The following is a 25,396-nucleotide window of genomic DNA, read 5'->3' on the forward strand; positions in this document are numbered from 1 at the left end:
AAAAGCCCGCGATGAACAAAGAAATTTTGGCTGTTGTTGAAGCCGTATCCAACGAAAAAGCGCTGCCACGCGAGAAAATTTTTGAAGCGCTGGAAAGTGCGCTGGCTACAGCAACAAAGAAAAAATATGAGCAAGAGATCGACGTTCGCGTAGAAATCGATCGTAAAAGCGGTGATTTCGATACCTTCCGTCGTTGGGTAATCGTAGAAGAAGTTACTCAGCCGACCAAAGAAATTACGCTGGAAGCGGCACGCTTCGAAGACGAAAGTCTGAACGTGGGCGAATATGTTGAAGATCAGATTGAATCTGTCACCTTTGACCGTATCACCACCCAGACCGCGAAGCAGGTTATCGTACAGAAAGTACGTGAAGCTGAACGCGCAATGGTTGTTGATCAGTTCCGCGAACACGAAGGCGAAATCGTCACCGGTGTGGTGAAGAAAGTAAACCGCGACAACATTTCTCTGGATCTGGGCAGCAATGCTGAAGCTGTGATCCTGCGTGAAGACATGCTGCCGCGTGAAAACTTCCGCCCAGGTGACCGTATTCGTGGCGTTCTGTACTCAGTTCGCCCGGAAGCGCGCGGTGCACAGCTGTTCGTAACCCGTTCCAAGCCGGAAATGCTGATTGAGCTGTTCCGCATTGAAGTGCCGGAAATCGGCGAAGAAGTTATCGAAATTAAAGCGGCTGCTCGCGATCCGGGATCGCGTGCGAAAATCGCCGTTAAGACCAACGACAAGCGTATTGATCCGGTCGGCGCCTGTGTTGGTATGCGCGGTGCGCGCGTTCAGGCGGTTTCTACCGAACTGGGCGGCGAGCGTATCGATATCGTCCTGTGGGATGATAACCCGGCGCAGTTCGTGATTAACGCAATGGCGCCAGCAGACGTCGCTTCTATCGTGGTGGATGAAGACAAACACACCATGGATATCGCGGTTGAAGCCGGTAACCTGGCTCAGGCAATTGGACGTAATGGTCAGAACGTCCGCCTGGCTTCACAACTGAGCGGTTGGGAACTCAACGTGATGACCGTTGATGACCTGCAAGCGAAGCATCAGGCTGAAGCACATGCAGCCATCGATACCTTCACCAAATATCTCGATATCGATGAAGATTTCGCGACCGTTCTGGTGGAAGAAGGTTTTGCGACGCTGGAAGAACTGGCCTACGTGCCAATGAAAGAGCTGCTGGAAATTGACGGCCTGGATGAACAGACCGTTGAAGCGCTGCGCGAGCGTGCTAAAAACGCACTGACCACTCTGGCACTGGCCCAGGAAGAAAGCCTCGGTGATAACAAACCGGCTGACGATCTGCTGAATCTGGAAGGATTGGATCGTGAGATGGCCTTCAAACTGGCGGCCCGTGGTGTTTGTACGCTGGAAGATCTCGCTGAACAGGGCATTGATGATCTGGCTGATATCGAAGGGTTGACCGACGAAAAAGCCGGTGAGCTGATTATGGCTGCCCGTAATATTTGCTGGTTCGGCGACGAAGCGTAATAAACTGTAGCAGGAAGGAACAGTATGACAGATGTAACCGTAAAAACGCTGGCTGCAGAGATACAGACTTCCGTAGATCGCCTGGTACAGCAATTTGCTGATGCCGGTATCCCGAAGTCTGCTGACGACTCTGTGTCCGCACAAGAGAAACAAACCTTACTGGCGCATTTGAACCGTGAAAACGGCTCAGCGCCGGATAAGTTGACATTGCAGCGTAAAACGCGCAGTACTCTCAATATTCCAGGTACCGGTGGAAAAAGCAAATCGGTACAAATCGAAGTCCGCAAGACACGCACCTTTGTGAAACGCGATCCGCAAGAGGCTGAACGCCTTGCCGCGGAAGAGCAGGCGCAGCGTGAAGCGGAAGAGCAAGCCCGTCGTGAGGCAGAAGAAGCTGCCAAACGCGAGGCGCAACAAAAAGCCGAACGTGAGGCCGCAGAACAAGCTAAGCGTGAAGCCGCTGATAAAGCGAAACGTGAAGCTGCGGAAAAAGACAAAGTGAGCAATCAACAGACCGACGATATGACTAAAACCGCCCAGGCCGAAAAAGCCCGCCGTGAAAATGAAGCCGCAGAACTGAAGCGTAAAGCGGAAGAAGAAGCACGTCGCAAGCTTGAAGAAGAAGCGCGCCGCGTAGCGGAAGAAGCTCGCCGTATGGCGGAAGAAAACGAGAAAAATGGTGTGAATAACGCTGAACCTGTCGAAGACACCAGTGATTATCACGTCACCACCTCTCAGCATGCTCGCCAGGCTGAAGACGAGAACGATCGTGAAGTTGAAGGCGGTCGTGGTCGTACTCGCAGCACTAAAGCCGCGCGTCCGGCGAAGAAAGGCAATAAACACGCTGAATCTAAAGCTGACCGTGAAGAAGCACGTGCAGCGGTTCGCGGTGGTAAAGGCGGCAAGCAGCGTAAAGGTTCCGCTCTGCAGCAGGGCTTCCAGAAGCCAGCTCAGGCTGTTAACCGTGACGTTGTGATCGGCGAAACCATCACCGTTGGCGATCTGGCGAACAAGATGGCGGTTAAAGGCTCTCAGGTCATCAAAGCGATGATGAAGCTGGGCGCAATGGCGACCATCAACCAGGTCATCGACCAGGAAACCGCACAGCTGGTTGCCGAGGAGATGGGCCACAAAGTTATCCTGCGTCGTGAAAACGAGCTGGAAGAAGCAGTAATGAGCGACCGTGACACCGGCGCTGCGGCTGAACCGCGTGCACCGGTTGTAACCATCATGGGTCACGTTGACCACGGTAAAACCTCCCTGCTGGACTACATTCGTTCCACGAAAGTGGCTTCTGGCGAAGCGGGCGGCATTACCCAGCACATCGGTGCGTACCACGTTGAAACTGACAACGGTATGATCACCTTCCTGGATACCCCGGGTCACGCCGCGTTTACCTCCATGCGTGCTCGTGGTGCTCAGGCAACGGATATCGTGGTTCTGGTTGTTGCAGCAGACGACGGCGTGATGCCGCAGACCATCGAAGCTATCCAGCACGCGAAAGCGGCAGGTGTGCCGGTGGTGGTTGCAGTCAACAAAATCGATAAACCGGAAGCGGATCCAGATCGCGTTAAAAACGAACTGTCCCAGTACGGAATCATGCCGGAAGAGTGGGGCGGCGAGAGCCAGTTCGTTCACGTTTCTGCGAAAGCGGGTACCGGTATCGACGAACTGCTGGATGCTATCCTGCTGCAGGCCGAAGTACTGGAACTGAAAGCTATCCGTAAAGGTATGGCGAGCGGTGCGGTTATCGAATCCTTCCTGGATAAAGGTCGTGGCCCGGTCGCTACCGTCCTGGTTCGCGAAGGTACCCTGAACAAGGGCGATATCGTTCTGTGTGGCTTCGAATATGGCCGCGTTCGTGCGATGCGTAACGAACTGGGTCAGGAAGTACTGGAAGCCGGTCCGTCCATTCCGGTGGAAATCCTCGGTCTGTCCGGTGTTCCGGCTGCCGGTGATGAAGTGACCGTCGTTCGTGACGAGAAGAAAGCGCGTGAAGTTGCACTGTACCGTCAGGGCAAATTCCGTGAAGTTAAACTGGCTCGTCAGCAGAAATCTAAACTTGAGAACATGTTCGCCAACATGACCGAAGGCGAAGTTCACGAAGTGAACATCGTGCTGAAGGCTGACGTACAGGGTTCTGTAGAAGCGATTTCCGACTCTTTACTGAAACTGTCTACCGACGAAGTAAAAGTGAAGATCATCGGTTCTGGCGTAGGTGGTATCACCGAAACCGACGCGACCCTGGCTGCGGCATCCAACGCGATTCTGGTTGGCTTCAACGTACGTGCTGATGCCTCTGCACGTAAAGTTATCGAATCAGAAAGCCTGGATCTGCGTTACTACTCCGTCATCTATCATCTGATCGACGAAGTGAAAGCAGCGATGAGCGGCATGCTGTCTCCGGAACTGAAACAGCAGATCATTGGTCTGGCTGAAGTTCGTGATGTGTTCAAATCACCGAAATTCGGCGCTATCGCAGGCTGTATGGTTACCGAAGGCACGATTAAACGTCACAACCCAATCCGCGTACTGCGCGACAACGTGGTTATCTATGAAGGCGAGCTGGAATCCCTGCGCCGCTTCAAAGATGACGTTAACGAAGTCCGTAACGGTATGGAATGTGGTATCGGCGTTAAGAACTACAACGACGTTCGCGTTGGCGATATGATCGAAGTGTTCGAGATCATCGAGATCAAACGTACAATTGCTTAAGGTTGTTCGGGTGTAGGCCGGATAAGGCGTTTACGCCGACATCCGGCAATGTAATGCCTGATGGCGCTACGCTTATCAGGCCTACAGCCTAATCACCGAATTATTTTCAAAAGGGGCTGAATGCCCCTTTTTTGTCTGGAGAATTTATTATGGCGAAAGAATTTGGTCGCCCGCAGCGTGTCGCGCAGGAGATGCAGAAAGAAATCGCACTCATCCTGCAACGCGAAATCAAAGACCCGCGCGTTGGTATGATGACCACCGTATCGGGTGTTGAGATGTCCCGTGATCTGGCATATGCCAAAGTATTCGTGACTTTCCTCAACGATCAGGACGAAGCTGCCGTGAAAAACGGCATTAAGGCACTGCAGGAAGCCTCTGGTTTTATCCGCTCTCTGCTGGGTAAAGCAATGCGTCTGCGTATCGTGCCTGAGCTGACCTTCTTCTACGACAACTCGTTGGTTGAAGGGATGCGCATGTCCAACCTGGTGACCAGCGTGGTGAAACATGACGATGAGCGTCGTGTGAACCCAGCGGACGACAGCAAGGAGGACTGATGAGTCGTCCTCGTCGTCGTGGTCGCGATATTCACGGTGTCCTGCTGCTGGATAAACCGCAGGGCATGTCCAGCAATGACGTGCTGCAAAAAGTAAAGCGCATCTACAATGCCAACCGCGCGGGACATACCGGCGCGTTGGATCCGCTGGCGACAGGTATGCTGCCTATCTGCCTTGGTGAAGCGACAAAGTTTTCACAGTATTTGCTGGATTCTGACAAACGCTATCGCGTGGTTGCCCGTCTGGGCCAGCGTACTGACACTTCCGATGCCGATGGGCAGATCGTGCAGGAGCGTCCGGTAACCTTCACCGCAGAACAACTGGCGAGCGCGCTGGAGACTTTCCGCGGCGATATCGAGCAGATTCCGTCGATGTATTCGGCGCTGAAGTATCAGGGTAAGAAGCTGTACGAATATGCGCGTCAGGGCATTGAAGTGCCGCGTGAAGCGCGCCCGATTACCGTCTATGAGCTGCTGTTTATCCGTCATGAAGGTAACGAACTGGAGCTGGAAGTTCACTGCTCCAAAGGCACCTATATTCGTACCATCGTTGACGATCTCGGTGAGAAGCTGGGCTGCGGCGCGCACGTAACGTATCTGCGTCGTTTGACGGTCAGCAAGTATCCGGTGGATCGTATGGTCACGCTGGAACACCTGCGTGAGCTGGTCGAACAGGCAGAACAGCAGAACATTCCGGCGGCTCAGTTGCTTGATCCTTTGCTGATGCCAATGGACAGTCCGGCATCGGACTATCCTGTTGTTAATTTGCCTTTAACATCGTCGGTTTACTTTAAAAATGGTAATCCGGTACGGACGACAGGCGCCCCGCTGGAAGGGCTGGTACGCGTGACGGAAGGCGATGACGGCAAGTTTATTGGCATGGGGGAGATGGACGATGAAGGTCGTGTCGCCCCCCGCCGCCTGGTGGTTGAGTATCCTGCATAGCGCTCTCTGTCTTGCGATAAAAGGGCGCTGCGAGTAGAATACTGCCGCTTAACGTCGCGTGAATTGTTTAACAATCTGCGTGGCGTATACACAAAATCATTCGAGCTGCATCAAGGCGGCAAGTCTGAGGATCCTCAGGAGCTTACTTAGGTAAGTGACTGAGGTGAGCGGACGCAGCCAACGCAGAGTCAGTTTGAAGGATAAAGTGTATACACTGGGATAGCTGAATTAGAGATCGGCATCCTTTCATTCTTATCACTTTGGAGTTTTAAAATGTCTCTAAGTACTGAAGCTACCGCTAAAATCGTTTCTGAGTTTGGTCGTGATGCAAACGACACCGGTTCTACCGATGTTCAGGTTGCTCTGTTGACTGCACAGATTAACCACCTGCAGGGCCACTTTGCAGAGCACAAAAAAGATCACCACAGCCGTCGTGGTCTGCTGCGCATGGTTTCTCAGCGTCGTAAACTGCTCGACTACCTGAAACGTAAAGATGTTGCACGTTACACCGCGCTGATCGAGCGTCTGGGCCTGCGTCGCTAATTCTTTCGAGTTTCAGAAAGAGGGGGCCTTCATGGCCCCTTTTTTCCAGCAGATGGCAGCAATTCGCTGGAAACTAATGTATTGTTGCTATGAATGATCTTCCGTTGCAGAGGTTCGCGCGGCTAATGAGAGGCTTTACTCATGCTTATGGGTTAGGGTTGTCATTAGTCGCGAGGATGCGCAGAAGATCGGGTATTAACGATGGCGCAAAAATGTGCCGTCAAAAAATAGAGAAAGGATATTATTTTGCTTAATCCGATCGTTCGTAAATTCCAGTACGGTCAGCATACCGTTACGCTGGAAACCGGCATGATGGCGCGTCAGGCGACTGCCGCTGTTATGGTTAGCATGGATGACACCGCGGTATTCGTTACCGTTGTTGGTCAGAAAAAAGCGAAACCAGGCCAGGACTTTTTCCCGCTGACCGTTAACTATCAGGAGCGTACCTACGCTGCTGGCCGTATCCCGGGTAGCTTCTTCCGTCGTGAAGGCCGTCCGAGCGAAGGAGAAACCCTGATCGCGCGTCTGATTGACCGCCCGGTTCGCCCGCTGTTCCCGGAAGGCTTCGTTAACGAAGTTCAGGTTATCGCGACCGTTGTTTCCGTTAACCCGCAGGTTAACCCGGACATCGTGGCAATGATTGGTGCATCTGCTGCGCTGACTCTGTCTGGTATCCCATTCAACGGCCCGATCGGTGCTGCACGTGTTGGTTACATCAATGACCAGTACGTACTGAACCCGACTCAGGACGAACTGAAAGAAAGCAAGCTGGACCTGGTTGTTGCAGGTACTGAAGCAGCCGTACTGATGGTTGAATCCGAAGCTGAACTGCTGAGTGAAGATCAGATGCTGGGCGCTGTTGTGTTCGGTCACGAACAGCAGCAGGTTGTGATTCAGGCGATCAACGAGCTGGCGAAAGAAGCTGGCAAACCGCGTTGGGACTGGCAGCCAGAAGCCGTCAACGAAGCGCTGAACGCACGCGTTGCCGCACTGGCAGAAGCTCGCCTGAGCGATGCTTACCGTATCACTGACAAACAAGAGCGTTATGCTCAGGTTGACGTGATCAAATCTGAAACCATCGCGACTCTGGTGGCTGAAGACGAAACCCTGGACGCTAACGAACTGGGTGAAATCCTGCACGCTATCGAGAAAAACGTTGTTCGTAGCCGCGTACTGGCAGGCGAGCCGCGCATCGATGGCCGTGAAAAAGACATGATCCGTGGCCTGGACGTGCGTACTGGCGTTCTGCCGCGTACCCACGGTTCCGCACTGTTCACCCGTGGCGAAACTCAGGCGCTGGTTACTGCGACCCTGGGCACCACGCGTGATGCGCAGAACCTCGACGAACTGATGGGCGAGCGTACTGACAACTTCCTGTTCCACTACAACTTCCCTCCGTACTGCGTAGGTGAAACCGGTATGGTCGGTTCTCCGAAGCGTCGTGAGATTGGTCACGGCCGTCTGGCGAAGCGTGGCGTACTGGCAGTAATGCCGGAACTGGATAAATTCCCGTACACCGTACGTGTGGTTTCTGAAATCACCGAATCTAACGGTTCTTCTTCCATGGCTTCCGTATGTGGTGCTTCCCTGGCGCTGATGGACGCAGGCGTGCCGATCAAAGCAGCCGTTGCGGGTATCGCGATGGGTCTGGTGAAAGAAGGCGACAACTTTGTTGTTCTGTCTGACATCCTGGGCGACGAAGACCACCTGGGCGATATGGACTTCAAAGTGGCGGGTTCCCGCGACGGTATCTCTGCACTGCAGATGGATATCAAAATTGAAGGTATCACCAAAGAGATCATGCAGGTTGCTCTGAACCAGGCTAAAGGTGCGCGTCTGCACATCCTGGGTGTGATGGAACAAGCGATCAACGCTCCGCGTGGCGATATTTCTCAGTTCGCTCCGCGTATCCACACTATCAAGATCAGCCCGGACAAGATCAAAGACGTTATCGGTAAAGGCGGTTCTGTTATCCGTGCTCTGACCGAAGAAACCGGCACCACCATTGAAATCGAAGATGATGGTACCGTGAAGATTGCTGCGACCGACGGTGAGAAAGCGAAATATGCTATCCGTCGTATCGAAGAGATCACCGCAGAGATCGAAGTAGGCCGTATCTACAATGGTAAAGTGACCCGTATCGTTGACTTTGGCGCATTCGTTGCCATTGGTGGCGGTAAAGAAGGTCTGGTACACATCTCTCAGATCGCTGACAAGCGCGTTGAGAAAGTGACCGACTACCTGCAGATGGGCCAGGAAGTACCGGTCAAAGTTCTGGAAGTTGATCGCCAGGGCCGTGTACGTCTGAGCATTAAAGAAGCAACTGAGCAGTCTCAGCCTGCAGGCGAACCGGAAGCTCCGGCAAGCCAGGGCGAGTAAGGTTGCCATTGCCCTCCGTGAAAGCGGAGGGCCTTTAACCCGGCAGGATGCCTTGTTAGCAACCGGGGAACCTGGACGTTCATTCAATCGTTGTCTTCGGGAGTGGGAAATGAAGCCTTTTTTGCGCTGGTGTTTCGTTGCGACAGCACTCACGCTGGCTGGATGCAGTAATTCCGCCTGGCGAAAGAGTGAAGTCCTCGCAGTACCATTGCAACCGACTTTGCAGCAGGAAGTGATTCTGGCACGTATGGAACAAATTCTTGCCAGTCGGGCTTTAACCGATGACGAACGCGCACAGCTTTTATATGAGCGCGGAGTGTTGTATGATAGTCTCGGTCTGAGGGCACTGGCGCGAAATGATTTTTCACAAGCGCTGGCAATCCGACCAGATATGCCTGAAGTATTCAATTACTTAGGTATATATTTAACGCAGGCAGGCAATTTTGATGCTGCCTATGAAGCGTTTGATTCTGTACTTGAGCTTGATCCAACTTACAACTACGCGCACTTAAATCGCGGTATCGCATTGTATTACGGCGGTCGCGACAAGTTAGCGCAAGATGATCTGCTAGCGTTTTATCAAGACGATCCCAATGATCCTTTCCGTAGTCTGTGGCTTTATCTTGCCGAGCAGAAGCTCGATGAGAAGCAGGCTAAAGAAGCGTTGAAGCAACGCTTTGAGAAATCGGATAAAGAGCAATGGGGATGGAACATTGTCGAGTTCTACCTGGGCAACATTAGCGAAGCAACGCTGATGGAACGCCTGAAGGCGGACGCAACGGATAACACCTCGCTCGCTGAGCATCTCAGTGAAACCAACTTCTATTTAGGTAAGTACTACCTAAGTCTGGGGGATTTGGACAACGCTACGGCATTGTTCAAACTGGCGGTGGCTAACAACGTTCATAACTTTGTTGAGCACCGATACGCATTGTTGGAATTATCGCTCCTGGGCCAGGACCAAGATGACCTGGCAGAATCGGACCAGCAATAGCTGACGTACACATCAGCCCGTAATCTTTTTTGATTGCCATCACCTTCACGGGTGAGGGCGTTGTTGTTCGTTAATACACCTACTTTGAGCCGGTTCACACTTTTCAATGAAAATTGCAGATCAATTTCATGATGAGTTATGTAGACTGGCCGCCATTAATTTTGAGGCACACGTACTACATGGCTGAATTCGAAACCACTTTTGCAGATCTGGGCCTGAAGGCTCCTATCCTTGAAGCCCTTAACGATCTGGGTTACGAAAAACCATCTCCAATCCAGGCAGAGTGCATTCCGCATCTGCTGGGCGGCCGCGATGTTCTGGGTATGGCCCAGACAGGTAGCGGCAAAACTGCAGCGTTCTCTTTACCGCTGCTCAACAATCTTGATCCTGAGCTGAAGGCACCTCAGATTCTGGTGCTGGCACCGACCCGCGAACTGGCGGTTCAGGTAGCAGAAGCCATGACGGATTTCTCTAAACACATGCGCGGCGTGAACGTGGTTGCCCTGTACGGCGGCCAGCGTTATGACGTGCAATTACGTGCCCTGCGTCAGGGGCCACAGATCGTCGTCGGTACGCCGGGTCGTCTGCTGGATCACCTGAAGCGCGGTACTCTGGACCTCTCCAAACTGAGCGGTCTGGTACTGGACGAAGCTGACGAAATGCTGCGTATGGGCTTCATCGAAGACGTTGAAACCATCATGGCACAGATCCCGGAAGGTCATCAGACCGCTCTGTTCTCTGCAACCATGCCGGAAGCGATTCGTCGTATTACCCGCCGCTTTATGAAAGAGCCGCAGGAAGTACGTATTCAGTCCAGCGTAACTACCCGTCCTGACATCAGCCAGAGCTACTGGACTGTGTGGGGCATGCGTAAAAATGAAGCGCTGGTGCGTTTCCTGGAAGCGGAAGACTTTGATGCGGCGATTATCTTCGTACGTACCAAAAATGCGACCCTGGAAGTAGCAGAAGCGCTGGAGCGTAGCGGTTATAGCAGCGCTGCACTGAACGGCGACATGAACCAGTCCCTGCGTGAGCAGACTCTGGAGCGTCTGAAAGATGGCCGTCTGGATATTCTGATTGCAACCGACGTTGCGGCCCGTGGTCTGGACGTTGAGCGTATCAGCCTGGTTGTCAACTACGACATCCCGATGGATTCCGAGTCTTACGTTCACCGTATCGGCCGTACCGGTCGTGCGGGTCGTGCGGGTCGTGCGCTGCTGTTCGTTGAGAACCGCGAGCGTCGTCTGCTGCGTAACATCGAACGCACCATGAAGCTGACTATTCCGGAAGTAGAACTGCCGAACGCAGATCTGCTGGGCAAACGCCGTCTGGAAAAATTCGCTGCTAAAGTACAGCAGCAGCTGGAAAGCAGCGATCTGGATCAGTACCGTGCTCTGCTGGCGAAAATGCAGCCGGAAGAAGAGCTGGATATCGAAACGCTGGCAGCTGCACTGCTGAAAATGGCTCAGGGCGAACGTCCTCTGATCCTGCCGCCAGATGCGCCGATGCGTCCGAAACGCGAATTCCGCGATCGTGATGACCGTGGTCCGCGTGACCGCAACGATCGTGGCCCTCGTGACCGTAATGACCGTGGTGGTGAAGACCGTCCGCGTCGTGAACGTCGTGATGTTGGTGACATGCAGCTGTACCGCATTGAAGTGGGCCGTGATGACGGTGTTGAAGTTCGTCATATCGTTGGTGCGATTGCTAACGAAGGTGATATCAGCAGCCGTTACATCGGTAACATCAAGCTGTTTGCTTCCCACTCCACCATCGAACTGCCGAAAGGTATGCCGGGCGACGTGCTGCAGCACTTTACCCGTACTCGCATCCTGAACAAGCCGATGAACATGCAGCTGGTTGGCGATGCAGTTCCGCACACTGGTGGTGAGCGTCGTGGCGGTGGTCGTTTCAGCGGTGAGCGTCGTGAAGGTGGTCGCGGTGAAGGTCGTAACTTTAGCGGTGAACGTCGTGAAGGCGGTCGTGGCGATGGTCGTCGTTTCAGCGGCGAACGTCGTGAAGGCAACCGTGGTCCGCGTCGTGACGATTCTTCTGCTCCGCGTCGTGATGACTCTGCTGGTCGTCGTCGTTTCGGCGGTGATGCATAAGCCTTTTAGCTTTATAGCTGTAAAGTAAAATATACGGCCCCGATCTCAACAATCGGGGCTTTTTTTATTTCAATTGTACTCGTGTACTGGTACAGTGCAGCACATTGAGATGTAGTCACAATATAAATGACTGGAGAGATGGCTAAATGGCAACACTAACCACCACCCAAACGTCACCTTCGCTGCTCGGCGGCGTGGTGATCATCGGCGGCACCATTATTGGCGCGGGGATGTTTTCCCTGCCAGTGGTCATGTCCGGGGCGTGGTTCTTCTGGTCAATGGCAGCGCTGATCTTCACCTGGTTCTGCATGCTGCACTCCGGGCTGATGATCCTTGAAGCTAACCTCAATTACCGCATTGGCTCCAGTTTCGACACCATCACGAAAGATCTGCTGGGCAAAGGCTGGAACGTGGTGAACGGCATCTCGATTGCTTTCGTTCTCTATATTCTGACCTACGCGTATATCTCGGCGAGCGGGTCGATCCTGCATCACACCTTCTCCGAGATGTCGTTGAACGTTCCGGCGCGTGCGGCAGGTCTTGGCTTTGCGTTACTGGTGGCGTTTGTGGTGTGGTTAAGTACCAAAGCGGTGAGCCGCATGACGGCAATTGTGCTGGGCGCGAAGGTGATTACCTTTTTCCTGACCTTCGGCAGCTTATTGGGACACGTTCAGCCCACAACGTTGTTTAACGTGGCGGAAAGCAATGCTTCGTATACGCCGTACCTGCTGATGACGCTGCCGTTCTGTTTGGCCTCATTCGGCTATCACGGCAATGTCCCGAGCCTGATGAAGTACTACGGCAAAGATCCGAAGACCATCGTTAAGTGTCTGGTGTACGGCACGCTGCTGGCGCTGGTGCTGTATTCCGTATGGTTGCTGGGGACGATGGGCAATATCCCGCGTCCGGAATTTATTGGTATTGCACAGCAAGGCGGTAACATTGATGTGCTGGTACAGGCGTTGAGCGGTGTACTAAACAGCCGCAGTCTGGATCTGCTGCTGGTGGTGTTCTCCAACTTTGCGGTGGCGAGTTCATTCCTCGGCGTTACGCTCGGTCTGTTTGACTATCTGGCGGATCTGTTTGGCTTTGATGACTCGGCAATGGGACGTTTCAAAACGGCATTGCTGACATTTGTCCCGCCAATTATCGGTGGCTTGCTATGGCCGAACGGTTTCCTGTACGCCATTGGCTATGCAGGACTCGCGGCAACCATCTGGGCCGCCATTGTTCCGGCGCTGCTGGCACGTAAATCCCGCGAGCGTTTCGGTAGCCCGAAATTCCGTGTCTGGGGCGGCAAGCCGATGATTGCGCTGATCCTGGTATTCGGTATCGGCAACGCGGTTATCCATATTCTGTCGAGCGTGAATCTGTTGCCTGTATACCAGTAGAACAATTGCCCGGTGGCGCTACGCTTACCGGGCCCACAGAGATTGAGTAGGCCGGATAAGGCGCAGCCGCCATCCGGCACAAATAGTACTACCCCAATAATTCCTGCTTCACATCCATCGCCAAATCAAACGAATGTAGGCGTGCCTGATGATCAAAAATCTGACCGTTAACCATAATCTCATCAGCCTGGGTTTCACGCAGAATGGCGTCGAGACCATGCCGCACTTTTGCCTTATCACCGACCAGCGACATGCTCAGCGCCTGTTGTACGCCGTACTGCTCAGAAGCGGACCACAGCTGCTGCATATTCTCTACCGGCGGCGGTAGCTGGCCGGTTTCGCCACGACGCAGCTTCACAAATGCCTGCTGCATGGAGGTGAAAAGATACTCGGCGTCGCGATTGCTGTCGGCGGCAATAATGTTGATGCACACCATCGCATACGGTTTTGCCAGCCGCGCCGAGGGTTTGAACTGGGTACGATACAAATGCAGCGCCTGATGCAGCATATCCGGGGCAAAGTGCGAGGCGAAGGCAAACGGCAGACCAAGCTGGGCCGCCAGTTGTGCGCTGTACAGGCTGGAGCCTAATAACCAGACCGGGATCTGCTCGCCGTAGCCGGGAACCGGGCGTACATGGGGATTAGGATCGCGGGCGTCGAACCAGTCCACCAGTTCAGCGACGTCGCGTGGGAAGTTATCGATATCACCGCTCATATGGCGGCGCAGTGCGCGCATGGTTGGTTGATCGCTGCCCGGTGCGCGACCAAGCCCGAGATCGATTCGTCCCGGATATAGCGTGTTCAGGGTACCGAACTGCTCGGCGATCACCAGCGGCGAATGGTTAGGCAACATCACGCCGCCAGACCCGAGATGCAGCGTGGTGGTATTGGCAGCCAGATAACCAATCAGCACTGAGGTTGCTGCGCTGGCGATGCCGGTCATGTTGTGATGTTCCGCCAGCCAGTAGCGGTGGTAGCCGCGTTTTTCGGCCAGTTGAGCGAGATCAAGCGAGTGTGTGAAGGCCTCTTTTGCCGAGGATCCTTCAGGGATCGGCGCCAGATCCAGCACCGAGAACGGAATAGTTTTGTCAGTCATAACGGCTCACTTTGTTACCGGTTAATCTTTTAATACTGCATTAAAGATTAGCGAATGTTGTTAACAAAGTGAGCTTTATACGGCGGGCACCGAATATAACATGCCCGATGGCGCTGCGCTTATCGGGCCTACGGGATCGCTATTTGTAGGCCCGATAAGGCATTTATGCCGCATCCGGCTAGGCCTGCAGCTCCAGTCCAGCCAGTCGCTTCCAGTAGCCGTTACAGTCACTGTGGGCGGCAAGCGGTAATGGAGCACTGCCATTTTCATTGGCGCGGAAGGCGTCGAGCATGGCGAATGTTTCAGTGCCTGAAGGGGACAGACGCACAATATCAACCAGCCCCTGCATCGATGTCAGTTCGTTGCCGAGGTTGTAAACATAGCCGCTCATGGTCTGGATCCCGTTGAGGACAAAGACCTGCTGATTCTCCTGCGACAGCACATCGCGCCCGTTCGGATATTTGATGCAGCAGGTTTCACACTCGTCTTTTGGACGGTCTTCAGAGCGCGCGGTAAAGCAGCGGGCAGAGTACGCCAGCGGCAGATGCCCGTAGCTCAGCACCTCAACTTCAAACTGATTGCGAATACCCAGCTCATCACACTGGTTGAGCAGGTTTGCCAGCCAGTCGCGGGAAAGCTCTACCGGCATACACCAGCGCACCATGCCTTGTTTGAGCAGAATACGCAGGGTAACCGCGTTGTAGCAGTTGAGCGCATGCCCGGCGACAAACGGCAGCTTACGCTCGGCGCACATGTTTACTACGCCGAGATCGCTGGCTTCCAGCAGGAAGTCACCGTTTTCGACATAGCGCTTCAGCTCTCCCAGTTCAGAAGAGGCCTGTACCAGCGCCAGTGTTGACAGCACAACCTGTTTACCGCTGCCAGCGAGCGATTTCGCCATATCGAGCCAGTCGCCCACTTTGGTGGCGCGGCGTTTACTGCATACCGCTTCACCAAGATAGATAACGTCGGCCTGGCTTACGGCAGCCTGCTGATAAAAATCTTCCAGCGTTTCTTTCGGCCAGTACCACAGCACCGGCCCTAAGGAATATTTCATTGCTTCTCTCACTGCCATTTACGGTGATACGCGCCAAGCGTGGTCTGCGTGCCTTCGGACATAGAACCGAGCGTTTCCATCCATGCCGCCTGCGGGACGTAGTTTTGCGGGTCGGCCATACAGCGGTCGATCGCCTGACGCCACACTTTCGCCACCTGGCTGACATAGGCCGGACTACGCTGACGTCCTTCGATTTTCACCGAGGCAATATTGGCTGCCAGCAGTTCCGGCAGCAGCTCCAGCGTGTTCAGGCTGGTGGGTTCTTCCAGCGCATGGTAACGCTCGCCGTCAACCAGATAGCGGCCTTTGCATAGCGTCGGATAACCGGCGTTTTCCCCGTCCTGATAGCGGTCGATCAGCACTTCATTAAGACGGGATTCCAGCCCTTGTTGGGTCTGTTGCCAGCGGACAAAACGTGCAGGCGAGCAGGCACCAACCGTGTTAGGAGACTCACCCGTCAGATAGGACGAAAGATAGCAACGGCCTTCCGCCATAATGCACAGGCTACCGAAGGCGAACACTTCCAGGGGAACTGGCGTGACGCGAGCGAGCTGCTTCACCTGATGAATAGACAGCACGCGCGGCAGCACCACGCGGGCGACGTCAAAGTTGCGATGATAGAAATTAATTGCCTCTTCATTGGTTGCAGATGCCTGAACAGAGACATGGCGCTCAATATGCGGGTAGCGCTCTGCGGCATACTCAAGCATGGCGAGGTCGGCGAGGATCAGCGCGTCTGCACCCAGTTGCGCTGCCATATCAACGGCACGTTGCCAGCGCGCGTAACCATCCGGGTGCGCAAAGGTGTTAATCGCAATGTGCAGCTTACGGCGGTGCTGATGGACAAAACTCACCGCTTCCTGCAATTTTTTCTCGGTAAAATTAAGGCCGGCGAAATGACGGGCGTTGGTATCATCTTTCAGCCCGATGTAGACAGCATCAGCGCCGTTCTCGATGGCCGCCTTAAGCGCCGGTAGGTTTCCGGCAGGGCAGAGCAGCTCCATAATTTATCCTGAACGTTGCGCCGTGACGGGCGCAGAAATGTTAACGAAGAGGGATTTTAGTTAACCTTGCTGAGACAATTTTTGATTTGAGGCAGTTAAAGTCGTATTGGTGACACCAATAAAGAGGTAACAATTTCGTAGCGAATTGTTGATTTATGCCGCTATGTCGTTTATTTGATATGGCAAAATAGCAGGACTATTGAAACAGGGAGTAAAGCTCGTGTTGGATAAACTGCGTTCACGCTTAGTACAATTTGGTCCTTCTCTGATGAGTGTACCAGTTAAACTGACGCCCTTTGCGCTGAAGCGCCAGGTTCTGGAACAGGTCCTGAGCTGGCAGTTTAGTCAGGCGCTGGCCGATGGGGAGCTGGAGTTTCTCGAAGGTCGCTGGCTGAGCATTCATGTGCGTGACATTGACCTCAAATGGTATACCTCTGTTGAGAACGATAAACTTATCGTCAGCCAGAATGCAGATGCGGATGTGAGTTTTAGCGCCGATGCCAGCGATCTGCTGATGATCGTGGCCCGCAAGCAGGATCCGGATACGCTTTTCTTCCAGCGTCGTCTGGTGATTGAAGGTGATACAGAATTAGGGCTATACGTAAAAAATCTGATGGATGCCATCGAACTGGAGCAGATGCCTAAAGCGTTGCGCGTCATGCTGATGCAGTTGGCGGATTTTGTTGAGGCGGGGATGAAAACGTCGCCAGAAACCAAACAGACCTCGGTAGGTGAGCCATGCTGATTCGAGTTGAAATTCCCATTGATGCCCCTGGTATTGATGCGCTGCTGCGCCGTTCATTTGAGAGCGATGCGGAAGCGAAATTAGTGCACGACCTGCGTGAAGATGGTTTCTTAACGCTGGGTCTGGTTGCTACCGATGACGAAGGTCAGGTAGTGGGTTACGTCGCGTTCAGCCCAGTCGATGTTCAGGGTGAAGATCTGCAATGGGTCGGCATGGCGCCGCTCGCGGTGGATGAAAACTACCGGGGGCAGGGCCTGGCGCGTCAGCTGGTCTATGAAGGACTCGATTCACTGAACGAGTTTGGCTACGCAGCGGTGGTTACGCTGGGGGATCCGGCCCTGTACAGCCGCTTTGGCTTTGAGCTGGCGGCCCATCATGACCTGCGTTGCCGCTGGCCGGGCACCGAAAGCGCGTTCCAGGTTCATCGCCTGGCGGACGATGCGCTGGATGGCGTGACGGGACTTGTGGAATACCACGACCACTTCAATCGCTTTTAAGCTTCCGGGGTTTGCAGGCTGCTTAATAGCGCCTCAAACCCTTCGCCTTCGACAAGGCGCTCTTTCTGCCGCTTGGTGAGCTGTTTAACGCGATACTCTATGCGCAGGGCCAGCGAACGGTCGCCGACCTGCGCCGCAAATGCCAACGTGAGTTCCCCCTTTCCGCGTAGCGCCTTCGCGCCTTTCCCATTTTGATGCTGCTTATAGCGGCGCTGCACATCGGTGGTTATTCCGGTGTATAAGGCGTTGTCTGCGGTACGGATCAGGTACAGATACCAGGGTGTCATTGTTACCATCGACGTGATAATTTTCAGGCCTACAGTATAAAAGAGAATAGAAATGGAAACACTGACTGCGGTGTCTCGCTGGCTGGCAAAACAGCACGTCGTGACCTGGTGCGTACACCATGAAGGTGAATTATGGTGCGCCAATGCGTTTTACCTGTTTGATGCGCAGAAGATGGTGTTCTATGTGCTGACCGAAGAGAAAACGCGCCATGCGCAGATGTCCGGACCCCGCGCGCCGATTGCCGGTACAGTAAACGGTCAGCCTAAAACCGTCGCTCTGATTCGGGGCGTACAGTTTAAAGGGGAAATCCGGCGTCTTGAAGGACAGGAGAGCGAAGCTGCGCGTAAAGCCTACAACCGCCGTTTCCCCGTCGCCAGAATGCTGCCAGCACCCGTATGGGAAATTCGACTGGATGAAGTCAAATTTACGGACAACACGCTGTGCTTCGGTAAAAAGATGCACTGGCTGCGTGATCTATAGTTAGAACAGTGATTGAAGACTTGGGGAAGATAAGCGATGAGTCAGGTGTTAATAACGGGAGCCACGGGGCTGGTGGGCGGACATTTGCTGCGTATGCTGCTCAATGAACCCCGGGTCAATGCCATCACGGCACCAACGCGTCGACCGCTGGCAGATACGGTTGGTATCTATAACCCCCATGATCCGCAGCTAACCGATGCTCTGGCGCAGGTCACCGATCCAGTCGATATTGTCTTTTGTTGTTTGGGGACTACCCGGCGTGAAGCGGGCAGCAAAGAGGCGTTTATCCATGCTGACTATACGCTGGTGGTAGATACGGCCCTGACGGGACGTAGGTTAGGCGCCCAGCATATGCTGGTGGTGAGTTCGATGGGCGCCAATGCGAATTCACCGTTTTTTTATAATCGGGTGAAAGGTGAAATGGAGCAGGCGCTGATCGCGCAGAATTGGCCACGGCTGACGATTGTCCGGCCTTCAATGCTACTGGGTGATAGGGACAAACAGCGGACGAATGAGATGTTTTTAGCGCCCTTGTTCAGGCTGCTGCCGGGTAACTGGAAGTCGATTGAAGCGCGCGATGTTGCTCGGGCAATGCTGGCAGAAGCGCTGGCGCCTGGGCATGAAGGGGTTTCGATCCTGACCTCTTCCGAGCTACGCGAAAGAGCTAAATAAAAAAATGCCGAATGGCGCTGACGCTTATCCGGCCTACAAACGATTACGTTCTGTAGGCCGGATAAGATGCCATCTACAGGCGTGTTACTTAATAAACGTAAAGGCCGTCGTGACGCGTTTCACGCCGCTTACCCGGCTGGCGATATCCGCCGCCGCCTTCGCTTCACGCTCGGTCACCAGACCTAACAGGAACACTTCTCCGTTCTCAGTCGTTACTTTCACATTAGAGGATTTCACCTGATCGCTGGTCAGTAACTGGGAACGTACTTTGGTGGTTATCCAGGTATCGTTGGACGCATCGCCCAGACCGATTGGCTGGCCCTGACGGATCTCATTAAAGACCTCAGTCGTACCTTCTACGCCCATCGCAATCTGTTTTGCACGTGCAGACAGTTCGCTATTTGGCGACTGACCTACCAGCAGCACTTTACCCTGATAAGCGCTCACGTTGATTCGCGCTTCTTTCTTGATTTGGGCATCTTTCGACAACGCCGTATTGACGCGTAATTCCAGGGTTCCGTCATCTACCTGGGTGCCGACGCTGCGAGGATCCGTCGCGGCTTTAGTCCCGACAGCTGCAGTTCCAACAACGGCGGCAGCGACACAGCCTTGCAGCAGCAGTGCAGCGATAATCACAGCAAGCGGCGAAAATGCCTTCATGTGTACTCCTTAATCATCCTGGTGAGGGAAAAGCGTGTTATCGATAAGATCGCAAAGGCAGTTGACCGTCAGCATGTGCATTTCCTGAACGCGGGCGCTGTGGTGTGAGGGAATACGGATTTCAACATCCTGTGGCCCCAGTAATCCGGCCAGTTCCCCTCCGTCATACCCGGTCAGCGCGACGATTGTCATGTCGCGTGTCACGGCGGCTTCAACGGCTTTTACGATATCGCGGCTATTACCACGCGTAGAGATTGCCAGCAGAACATCACCTGCATGTCCCAGCGCACGGACTTGTTTTGCATAAACTTCGTCGTGCAGGCGATCGTTGGCAATCGCAGTTAAGACCACATTATCAGTATTTAGTGCAATCGCAGGTAAACTTGGGCGTTCTGTTTCAAAACGATTGATCATGCTGGCAGCAAAATGCTGTGCGTTGGCAGCGGACGTCCCATTACCACAACAGAGAATTTTGTTGCCATTGAGCAGGGACTGAACCAGCGTCATGGCGGCACGGGAGATCGCATCCGGAAGTGCTTCAGCCGCAGCTATCTGAGTTTGAATGCTTTCAGTAAAGCAGACTTTAATTCTATCTAACACGCTAATCCTTAAGAACCAGGCTCTGAATCTTCAACTATGAGCGGTCGTTGAACGCGTCCTTAAACCACTCAACATCATTTCCGGTGAAGGCTAACACATCGAACCGGCAATCCACAGTATCAAAACTCCCATTGTGGCGCGCAAGCCACAAGCGGGCGGTCTGTAATAATTTGTGTTGTTTGCTCCGGGTCACACTCGCCGCCGCATCGCCGAACTGTGCTGAGCGTCGGTAGCGAACCTCAACAAATACGGTGGTGTTTCCTTCACGCATTATCAGGTCGATTTCGCCGCCACGTTCACGCACGTTGGCGGCGATAAAATGCAGTCCCTTGCTCAGCAGCCAGTCACGCGCGGTGGATTCCCACGCGTCACCGGTCTGTTTACTCGTTAACTGGCGGGGACGACTTGTCCTTGCTGGTATTTGAGCCATGATAACTTCCTGTTAATCACACAATCCTGCGTTGCGGTTAAGGCCCCGGTATTACCGTTAATTTCGAAACCTTGCACCTGACGCATTTGCGAGAAGTGGTTGGCAAGCGACCAGGCATCGACACCCATGGCATACATACGCGCCAGCGAGTAGTCGTTACGAACCGCGCCAAGCGCCTGCTGCATGAGAGGCGCGTTAGCGCCTGCCAGCATCGGAATTTCGCTGTACTGCAAACCTTCCATCTCCAGACGGAAATCCGGGCCGGCAGTGCCCTGCGCACTACGAGAACTGGCGTACAGCGTTGCTCCGCTCTGGCTGCCGTTGCGCATGGCGATCATCGGCTTAATAAATGCAATTTCTTCCGGCGTCGCCAGAATATACACGGCATCAACACGACCGCTGCCGCCGGTGATTTGCGCATCGGTAGGTGCTGCCGGGATGGTCAGACCGCCAATCGTCACGCCGGGTTGGGCTGGCACAGAGGAGGCCACCGGGCTGCCTGTCAGGGAAATCCCCGAGCCGCCGTTGACGCCCATTTTAAGTTCAGCGGTGGAGCCGAACTTCTGCTGCAATACCACGCCGCCACCCAGTTTTTGCCATTCCTGTGCAAAGGCGTTGGCAACGCGATCGCCTAATGAACTCCGTGGAATCAACAACAGCGGCGTCTGTTTTCCCTGATCGCGGATGTGGCGCGCGGCGTCGCGCGCTTCATCTTCTGGCGACAGGGCGAAGTAGCAGACGTTCGGCAGATTTTTCACCGACTCCGGCTGGTTAAGCGCCAGGACGTTCAATGGCGTGTTGCTTTTCATCAGCTCTTCAACATTGTTCTTCAACAGTGGGCCAACCACGATGCTGGCGCCATCCTGCTGAACCTGAGTCAGGATCTGGTTCAGCGGCTGTGATGAAGTGTCGTAGATTTTCAGCTCAGCGGATGGATTCGCCGGTGCGCTGGCCGTTGGTGGCTGAGCGGGTGCTGTGGGCTGCACAGCAGGTGTTTCTGGTTGAGCCGGCGTCTCATTGGTCAGATCGCTTACTGACGCCTGAGACGGGCTGGCAACGCCGTCAGTCGTTTGCGGCTGTTCTGTGGTGGTCGCGGCAGCTGGAACTGCGGCAGGTGCGACAGCAACAGGGGCTGCGACAGGTTGAGTGCCCATGTTTTTCGCAGCTTCAAAGCCTTGCTGAATAGTACGGCCAAATACAGCGGCCTGACCGTTCAGTGGTAACAGCAGGGCGATTTTGCTGGTGGAGGCGGGCTTAAAGCTCTGCACGTTAACCAACTGTGTTGGTAACAGTTTTGCTCCTGGGTTTTGCGGATAACGTTTCTGCCAGTCCGCAATACCAGCTTTCATCATGTCCGGATCGTTACGATTATCGAACCAGACGCGCTGGAGATCCAGCCAGCCTTGCAGCACGTTTTCATCAGCATTGATGACCAGCGCCTGCGCTTGCTCCTGGGTCATGGACGACAGCGCCTGCCAGGTGGCGTCCATATTTTTCTGCTTAGCATTCGCGGCCAGCAGCGGTTCCTGGGCGATCAGGGCGCGCAGCAGCGTCAGAGATGGACGACCCTGGTTGACGTCGATTTGCGCCTGCCAGTAGCGTGCCTGTTGGTTTTGATCGAAATCGGCGGGAGTTAACTTATCCAGCAGGGCCTGTGCGCCAGCGACATCTTTCTGCGCGAGCTTAATCTCGACGGCCAGTAGTGACTGCTCACGACGCTGGGTATCGCTTAGCTTCTGCGGTAGCTGGTTAAACAGTTCGATAGCCTGCTGGCTCTTGCCTTCTTTCAGCAGTGCACGAATGGCGAGTAATTGCCAGTTGGTCTTGCTATCATCTGAGCTTTGCTGCATTTGTTGCAGATAAAAGCCGGAATCAGCCTGCGCAGTGCCCTGCATATGGGCTGCACTCTGGTCTGGCGCCTGGGTGCCACAGCCTGCGAAAATCAGTGCTGCCAGAATGACTGGTAGCGCGCGTGCGGCTTTCAAACGAGAAAATGTTGAGGGTACCATACTGTATCCAGTGATATTTTTTTACTCAATGCTCAATATTAAATCGGCAATACGGACGACACAATGAAACAACACGAATCGGCGGATAATTCTCAAGGCCAACTCTTTATTGTACCTACTCCTATAGGAAATTTGGCTGATATTACCCAACGAGCGCTCGAAGTTTTACAAGCCGTTGATTTGATTGCCGCTGAAGACACTCGTCATACAGGATTATTGTTACAACACTTCGCGATTAACGCGCGTCTGTTCGCGCTACATGATCACAACGAGCAGCAAAAGGCCGAAACGCTGGTCGCGAAGCTCAAAGAAGGACAAAACATTGCGCTGGTTTCCGATGCCGGAACGCCGCTGATTAACGATCCTGGCTACCATCTGGTGCGTACCTGTCGCGAAGCGGGGATCCGCGTTGTTCCTCTGCCTGGTCCTTGTGCGGCGATTGCTGCCCTGAGCGCTGCAGGTCTGCCTTCAGACCGTTTTTGCTATGAAGGATTTCTGCCTGCCAAATCGAAAGGGCGACGTGATGCGATGAAAGCCATTGAGGCCGAGCCGCGTACGCTTATTTTTTATGAATCTACCCACCGCTTGCTGGATAGCCTGGAAGACATGGTTGCCGTGTGGGGCGAATCCCGCTACGTGGTGCTGGCGCGCGAGCTGACCAAAACCTGGGAAACTATTCACGGGGCACCGGTTGGTGAACTGCTGGCGTGGGTCAAGGAAGATGAAAACCGTCGTAAAGGCGAAATGGTGCTGATTGTCGAAGGGCATAAAGCGCAAGAAGATGACCTCCCGGCTGATGCGCTGCGTACGCTGGCGTTGTTACAAAAAGAGCTGCCGCTGAAGAAAGCGGCGGCGCTGGCAGCGGAAATCCATGGCGTGAAAAAGAATGCGTTGTATAAGCACGCGCTGGAACAGCAGGGAGAGTAACAGTGAGCACCTACCAACCACCTTTCGTGGTCACCCCATTGATCCTCAACCAGGTTATTGAAATTGGTGAGTTGATGGGGCATTGGGCTGCGATGGCTGGTAGGGCATCTCCTCTTTTGCGCAAAGAGAATCGTATTCGCACGATTCAGGCCTCTTTAGCGATTGAGCATAATTCGTTGACGACGGAACAAGTCACCGCGCTGATGGAGGGCAAACGTATTCTGGCGCCTGCTAAAGACATACAGGAAGTTAGAAATGCGATTCAGGCCTATGAAAAAATGTCGGAATGGAAAAGTGGAAAATTATCCGACCTTTTACAGGCACATCGGGTTCTTATGCTTGGTCTGGTCGATAATCCAGGCCAGTTACGTACCGGAAATGTTGGTGTTTACAGGGATAAACAGCTTATTCACATGGCTCCACCAGCCTCACAAATTTTACGTTTGATGAATGATTTACTGGGCTGGTTGAAAACGACAGAGCTCCACCCACTGATTGCTGGTGCCGTTTTCCATTATGAGTTTGAATTTATTCATCCTTTTGCCGATGGTAATGGGCGGATGGGACGGCTGTGGCAGACATTAATCCTTCGTGAGTGGCGATCGGAATTGGCGTGGTTACCCGTAGAGACACTAATCCACTACCAACAGGACCGCTATTATCAGGTGTTAGGGCTTTGCGATCGGCAAAGTAGCTGCACGCCATTCATAGAATTTATCCTGGAAAACATTATCTCTGCTTTGCAGGAGGGATTGGGAAAACCATCAGCCCTGTCGGAAGAAATGTCGGAAGAAATGTCGGAAGAAATGTCGGCTGATTTACTGGATATAGAAAAACGCATTCTACAAATATTGTCGAATCAGCCGAGCAGATCCGCCAAAAGCATCGCTAATGAGTGTGAAATCTCAGCCCGGACCGTAGAACGCTATCTGAAAGCGTTGCAGCTAAAAGGTAAACTGCAACGCGTTGGCGCGACAAAAGGGGGGATGTGGCGGGTAATTTAAACGACCAGCAGTTCAACGCCTGTTTTGGCCAGCGCTGATTTATCCTGTTTGCTGATACTGTCGTCGGTTATTACGCAGTTAATCTTTTCCATTGGCAGCACCTGATTAAAACCACGTCGATTAAATTTTGTCGCGTCCAGTACGGCAATGACCTTATGTGCCGCCGCTGCCATCACGCTACTAATCGAATAACCTTCGTTGAAGGTCGTAATACCGTTAGTAGCATCAATCCCGTCAGCGCCTACGAACATCAGGTCAGCGCTTATTCCTTGTAGGGAGCGTTCAGCGATAGTGCCATGCATTGAATGCGTTTTGTGGCGCACAGTGCCGCCGCAGACGACCAGCGTAATATCTTTGTTTTCCGATAACGTGAACGCGGCAGGCAGGCTATTGGTAATAACGGTGATATTACTTTTTCGGTTTAGCGCTTCAGCAATCAATAAGGTGGTGCTTCCGCTATCCAGAATTACGGTCATTCCTTCCTCAACCATTGCCGTTGCGGCCTGGGCAATCCGTTTTTTGGGATCGCTGGCAAGCTGATACCGATCTTCTAATAACACTTCCTGATTGTCACCTTCAGCCAGATGGCTTCCTGGTTTTGCCGCACCGCCGTGAAAACGGGTGACCAGACCCTTCTCTTCTAATAACCGTAGGTCGGCGCGAATGGTTACTTCAGAAATACCAAAGGTATTCGAAAGGTCCATTACCAGTACGCTGCCTTGCGTGTTAATCAGGTCGACAATTTTATTCCTTCTCTCAAATGAGTTCATATTGATTTGCCTGATAATTTAATTATCACT

At 53.5% G+C, this 25,396-nt stretch carries 25 protein-coding genes; 16 read left to right on the forward strand and 9 right to left on the reverse strand.

The window, feature by feature from the left end; translation table 11 throughout:
- Nucleotides 1-11: 11 nt before the first annotated feature.
- The 10 genes from nusA to mtr all read left to right on the forward strand — a co-directional run bounded on the left by nusA (nt 12) and on the right by mtr (nt 13,127).
- Nucleotides 12-1,499: a transcription termination factor NusA gene (nusA, locus tag OGY17_RS00575; RefSeq protein ID WP_003024992.1), complete on the forward strand. Its 1,488-nt coding sequence runs from the start codon at nt 12-14 to the stop codon at nt 1,497-1,499.
- 24 nt (nt 1,500-1,523) lie between these two features.
- Nucleotides 1,524-4,214: a translation initiation factor IF-2 gene (gene infB, locus OGY17_RS00580; RefSeq protein ID WP_032945099.1), complete on the forward strand. Its 2,691-nt coding sequence runs from the start codon at nt 1,524-1,526 to the stop codon at nt 4,212-4,214.
- 149 nt (nt 4,215-4,363) lie between these two features.
- Nucleotides 4,364-4,768 (forward strand): 30S ribosome-binding factor RbfA, encoded by a 405-nt coding sequence (rbfA, locus tag OGY17_RS00585; protein WP_003024988.1) that lies wholly within the window; start codon nt 4,364-4,366, stop codon nt 4,766-4,768.
- Nucleotides 4,768-5,712, forward strand: a complete 945-nt coding sequence (truB, locus tag OGY17_RS00590; RefSeq protein WP_003828704.1) for a tRNA pseudouridine(55) synthase TruB — start codon at nt 4,768-4,770, stop codon at nt 5,710-5,712. Before rbfA ends, truB begins: the two co-directional genes overlap by 1 nt.
- A gap of 273 nt (nt 5,713-5,985) precedes the next feature.
- On the forward strand, nt 5,986-6,255 hold the full coding sequence (gene rpsO, locus OGY17_RS00595) for a 30S ribosomal protein S15 (protein WP_000059465.1): 270 nt from the start codon (nt 5,986-5,988) through the stop codon (nt 6,253-6,255).
- A 246-nt stretch (nt 6,256-6,501) separates the two neighbouring features.
- Nucleotides 6,502-8,634: a polyribonucleotide nucleotidyltransferase gene (gene pnp / locus OGY17_RS00600; protein ID WP_008785911.1), complete on the forward strand. Its 2,133-nt coding sequence runs from the start codon at nt 6,502-6,504 to the stop codon at nt 8,632-8,634.
- 109 nt (nt 8,635-8,743) lie between these two features.
- Nucleotides 8,744-9,628 (forward strand): lipoprotein NlpI, encoded by an 885-nt coding sequence (nlpI, locus tag OGY17_RS00605; protein WP_003024982.1) that lies wholly within the window; start codon nt 8,744-8,746, stop codon nt 9,626-9,628.
- A gap of 106 nt (nt 9,629-9,734) precedes the next feature.
- A complete protein-coding gene (yrbN, locus tag OGY17_RS00610; protein WP_010723222.1) occupies nt 9,735-9,815 on the forward strand; it encodes a protein YrbN in 81 nt (26 codons plus the stop codon).
- Nucleotides 9,808-11,736: a DEAD/DEAH family ATP-dependent RNA helicase gene (locus tag OGY17_RS00615; RefSeq protein ID WP_003828643.1), complete on the forward strand. Its 1,929-nt coding sequence runs from the start codon at nt 9,808-9,810 to the stop codon at nt 11,734-11,736. Before yrbN ends, OGY17_RS00615 begins: the two co-directional genes overlap by 8 nt.
- A gap of 146 nt (nt 11,737-11,882) precedes the next feature.
- Nucleotides 11,883-13,127 carry a tryptophan permease gene (mtr, locus tag OGY17_RS00620; RefSeq protein WP_032945098.1) on the forward strand — a complete coding sequence of 415 codons (1,245 nt, stop codon included), beginning with the start codon at nt 11,883-11,885 and terminating at the stop codon, nt 13,125-13,127.
- An 88-nt stretch (nt 13,128-13,215) separates the two neighbouring features.
- Here mtr and OGY17_RS00625 read toward each other — a convergent pair whose 3' ends face one another.
- The 3 genes from OGY17_RS00625 to ubiU all read right to left on the reverse strand — a co-directional run bounded on the left by OGY17_RS00625 (nt 13,216) and on the right by ubiU (nt 16,284).
- A complete protein-coding gene (locus OGY17_RS00625; protein WP_032945097.1) occupies nt 13,216-14,223 on the reverse strand; it encodes a luciferase-like monooxygenase in 1,008 nt (335 codons plus the stop codon).
- Nucleotides 14,224-14,401: 178 nt separating this feature from the next.
- Entirely contained in the window at nt 14,402-15,280 is an 879-nt protein-coding gene (locus OGY17_RS00630; RefSeq protein ID WP_020996351.1) for a U32 family peptidase, read from the reverse strand.
- Between the two features lie 8 nt (nt 15,281-15,288).
- Nucleotides 15,289-16,284 (reverse strand): ubiquinone anaerobic biosynthesis protein UbiU, encoded by a 996-nt coding sequence (gene ubiU, locus OGY17_RS00635; protein ID WP_003024971.1) that lies wholly within the window; start codon nt 16,282-16,284, stop codon nt 15,289-15,291.
- A gap of 220 nt (nt 16,285-16,504) precedes the next feature.
- Here ubiU and ubiT point away from each other — a divergent pair, with 220 nt between their 5' ends.
- Together ubiT and OGY17_RS00645 are read left to right on the forward strand one after the other, a co-directional pair.
- Nucleotides 16,505-17,029: a ubiquinone anaerobic biosynthesis accessory factor UbiT gene (gene ubiT, locus OGY17_RS00640; RefSeq protein ID WP_003828637.1), complete on the forward strand. Its 525-nt coding sequence runs from the start codon at nt 16,505-16,507 to the stop codon at nt 17,027-17,029.
- Nucleotides 17,023-17,526 carry a GNAT family N-acetyltransferase gene (locus OGY17_RS00645; RefSeq protein ID WP_008785907.1) on the forward strand — a complete coding sequence of 168 codons (504 nt, stop codon included), beginning with the start codon at nt 17,023-17,025 and terminating at the stop codon, nt 17,524-17,526. The genes ubiT and OGY17_RS00645 overlap by 7 nt, the downstream gene beginning before the upstream one ends.
- Here OGY17_RS00645 and OGY17_RS00650 read toward each other — a convergent pair.
- Nucleotides 17,523-17,813: a GIY-YIG nuclease family protein gene (locus OGY17_RS00650; protein ID WP_048236838.1), complete on the reverse strand. Its 291-nt coding sequence runs from the start codon at nt 17,811-17,813 to the stop codon at nt 17,523-17,525. The genes OGY17_RS00645 and OGY17_RS00650 overlap by 4 nt on opposite strands.
- 52 nt (nt 17,814-17,865) lie before the next feature.
- Between OGY17_RS00650 and OGY17_RS00655 the strand changes: the two genes are divergently transcribed.
- Both OGY17_RS00655 and OGY17_RS00660 read left to right on the forward strand, forming a co-directional pair.
- Complete coding sequence (locus tag OGY17_RS00655; protein ID WP_286606222.1) at nt 17,866-18,294, forward strand: YhbP family protein; 429 nt, start codon at nt 17,866-17,868, stop codon at nt 18,292-18,294.
- 36 nt (nt 18,295-18,330) lie between these two features.
- A complete protein-coding gene (locus OGY17_RS00660; protein ID WP_003828632.1) occupies nt 18,331-18,966 on the forward strand; it encodes an NAD(P)H-binding protein in 636 nt (211 codons plus the stop codon).
- Nucleotides 18,967-19,050: 84 nt separating this feature from the next.
- Here OGY17_RS00660 and dolP read toward each other — a convergent pair whose 3' ends face one another.
- From dolP to OGY17_RS00680, 4 genes are read right to left on the reverse strand one after another with little or no spacing between them, the layout of a single operon-like run.
- The gene (dolP, locus tag OGY17_RS00665; RefSeq protein ID WP_003024954.1) at nt 19,051-19,626 is read right to left on the reverse strand and encodes a division/outer membrane stress-associated lipid-binding lipoprotein; all 576 of its coding nucleotides are present in this window, start codon (nt 19,624-19,626) and stop codon (nt 19,051-19,053) included.
- Nucleotides 19,627-19,635: 9 nt separating this feature from the next.
- On the reverse strand, nt 19,636-20,226 hold the full coding sequence (gene diaA / locus OGY17_RS00670; RefSeq protein ID WP_003024948.1) for a DnaA initiator-associating protein DiaA: 591 nt from the start codon (nt 20,224-20,226) through the stop codon (nt 19,636-19,638).
- A 34-nt stretch (nt 20,227-20,260) separates the two neighbouring features.
- The gene (locus tag OGY17_RS00675; RefSeq protein WP_204558594.1) at nt 20,261-20,656 is read right to left on the reverse strand and encodes a YraN family protein; all 396 of its coding nucleotides are present in this window, start codon (nt 20,654-20,656) and stop codon (nt 20,261-20,263) included.
- On the reverse strand, nt 20,614-22,665 hold the full coding sequence (locus tag OGY17_RS00680; protein WP_191215377.1) for a penicillin-binding protein activator: 2,052 nt from the start codon (nt 22,663-22,665) through the stop codon (nt 20,614-20,616). Before OGY17_RS00680 ends, OGY17_RS00675 begins: the two co-directional genes overlap by 43 nt.
- A 63-nt stretch (nt 22,666-22,728) precedes the next feature.
- On the opposite strand from OGY17_RS00680, the gene rsmI reads away from it, so the two are divergent.
- Together rsmI and OGY17_RS00690 are read left to right on the forward strand one after the other, a co-directional pair.
- Nucleotides 22,729-23,592, forward strand: coding sequence for a 16S rRNA (cytidine(1402)-2'-O)-methyltransferase (gene rsmI, locus OGY17_RS00685; protein ID WP_137378073.1), 864 nt, complete (start codon nt 22,729-22,731; stop codon nt 23,590-23,592).
- A 2-nt stretch (nt 23,593-23,594) separates the two neighbouring features.
- Nucleotides 23,595-24,596 carry a Fic family protein gene (locus OGY17_RS00690; RefSeq protein ID WP_032945087.1) on the forward strand — a complete coding sequence of 334 codons (1,002 nt, stop codon included), beginning with the start codon at nt 23,595-23,597 and terminating at the stop codon, nt 24,594-24,596.
- On the opposite strand, the gene OGY17_RS00695 is transcribed toward OGY17_RS00690, so the two are convergent.
- Nucleotides 24,593-25,366 carry a DeoR/GlpR family DNA-binding transcription regulator gene (locus OGY17_RS00695; RefSeq protein ID WP_003828620.1) on the reverse strand — a complete coding sequence of 258 codons (774 nt, stop codon included), beginning with the start codon at nt 25,364-25,366 and terminating at the stop codon, nt 24,593-24,595. The two genes, OGY17_RS00690 and OGY17_RS00695, sit on opposite strands and share 4 nt — an antisense overlap.
- Between the last annotated feature and the right edge of the window lie 30 nt (nt 25,367-25,396).

The sequence above is a fragment of the Citrobacter sp. Cpo126 genome, assembly GCF_030332445.1.
Lineage (GTDB): Bacteria > Pseudomonadota > Gammaproteobacteria > Enterobacterales > Enterobacteriaceae > Citrobacter > Citrobacter portucalensis.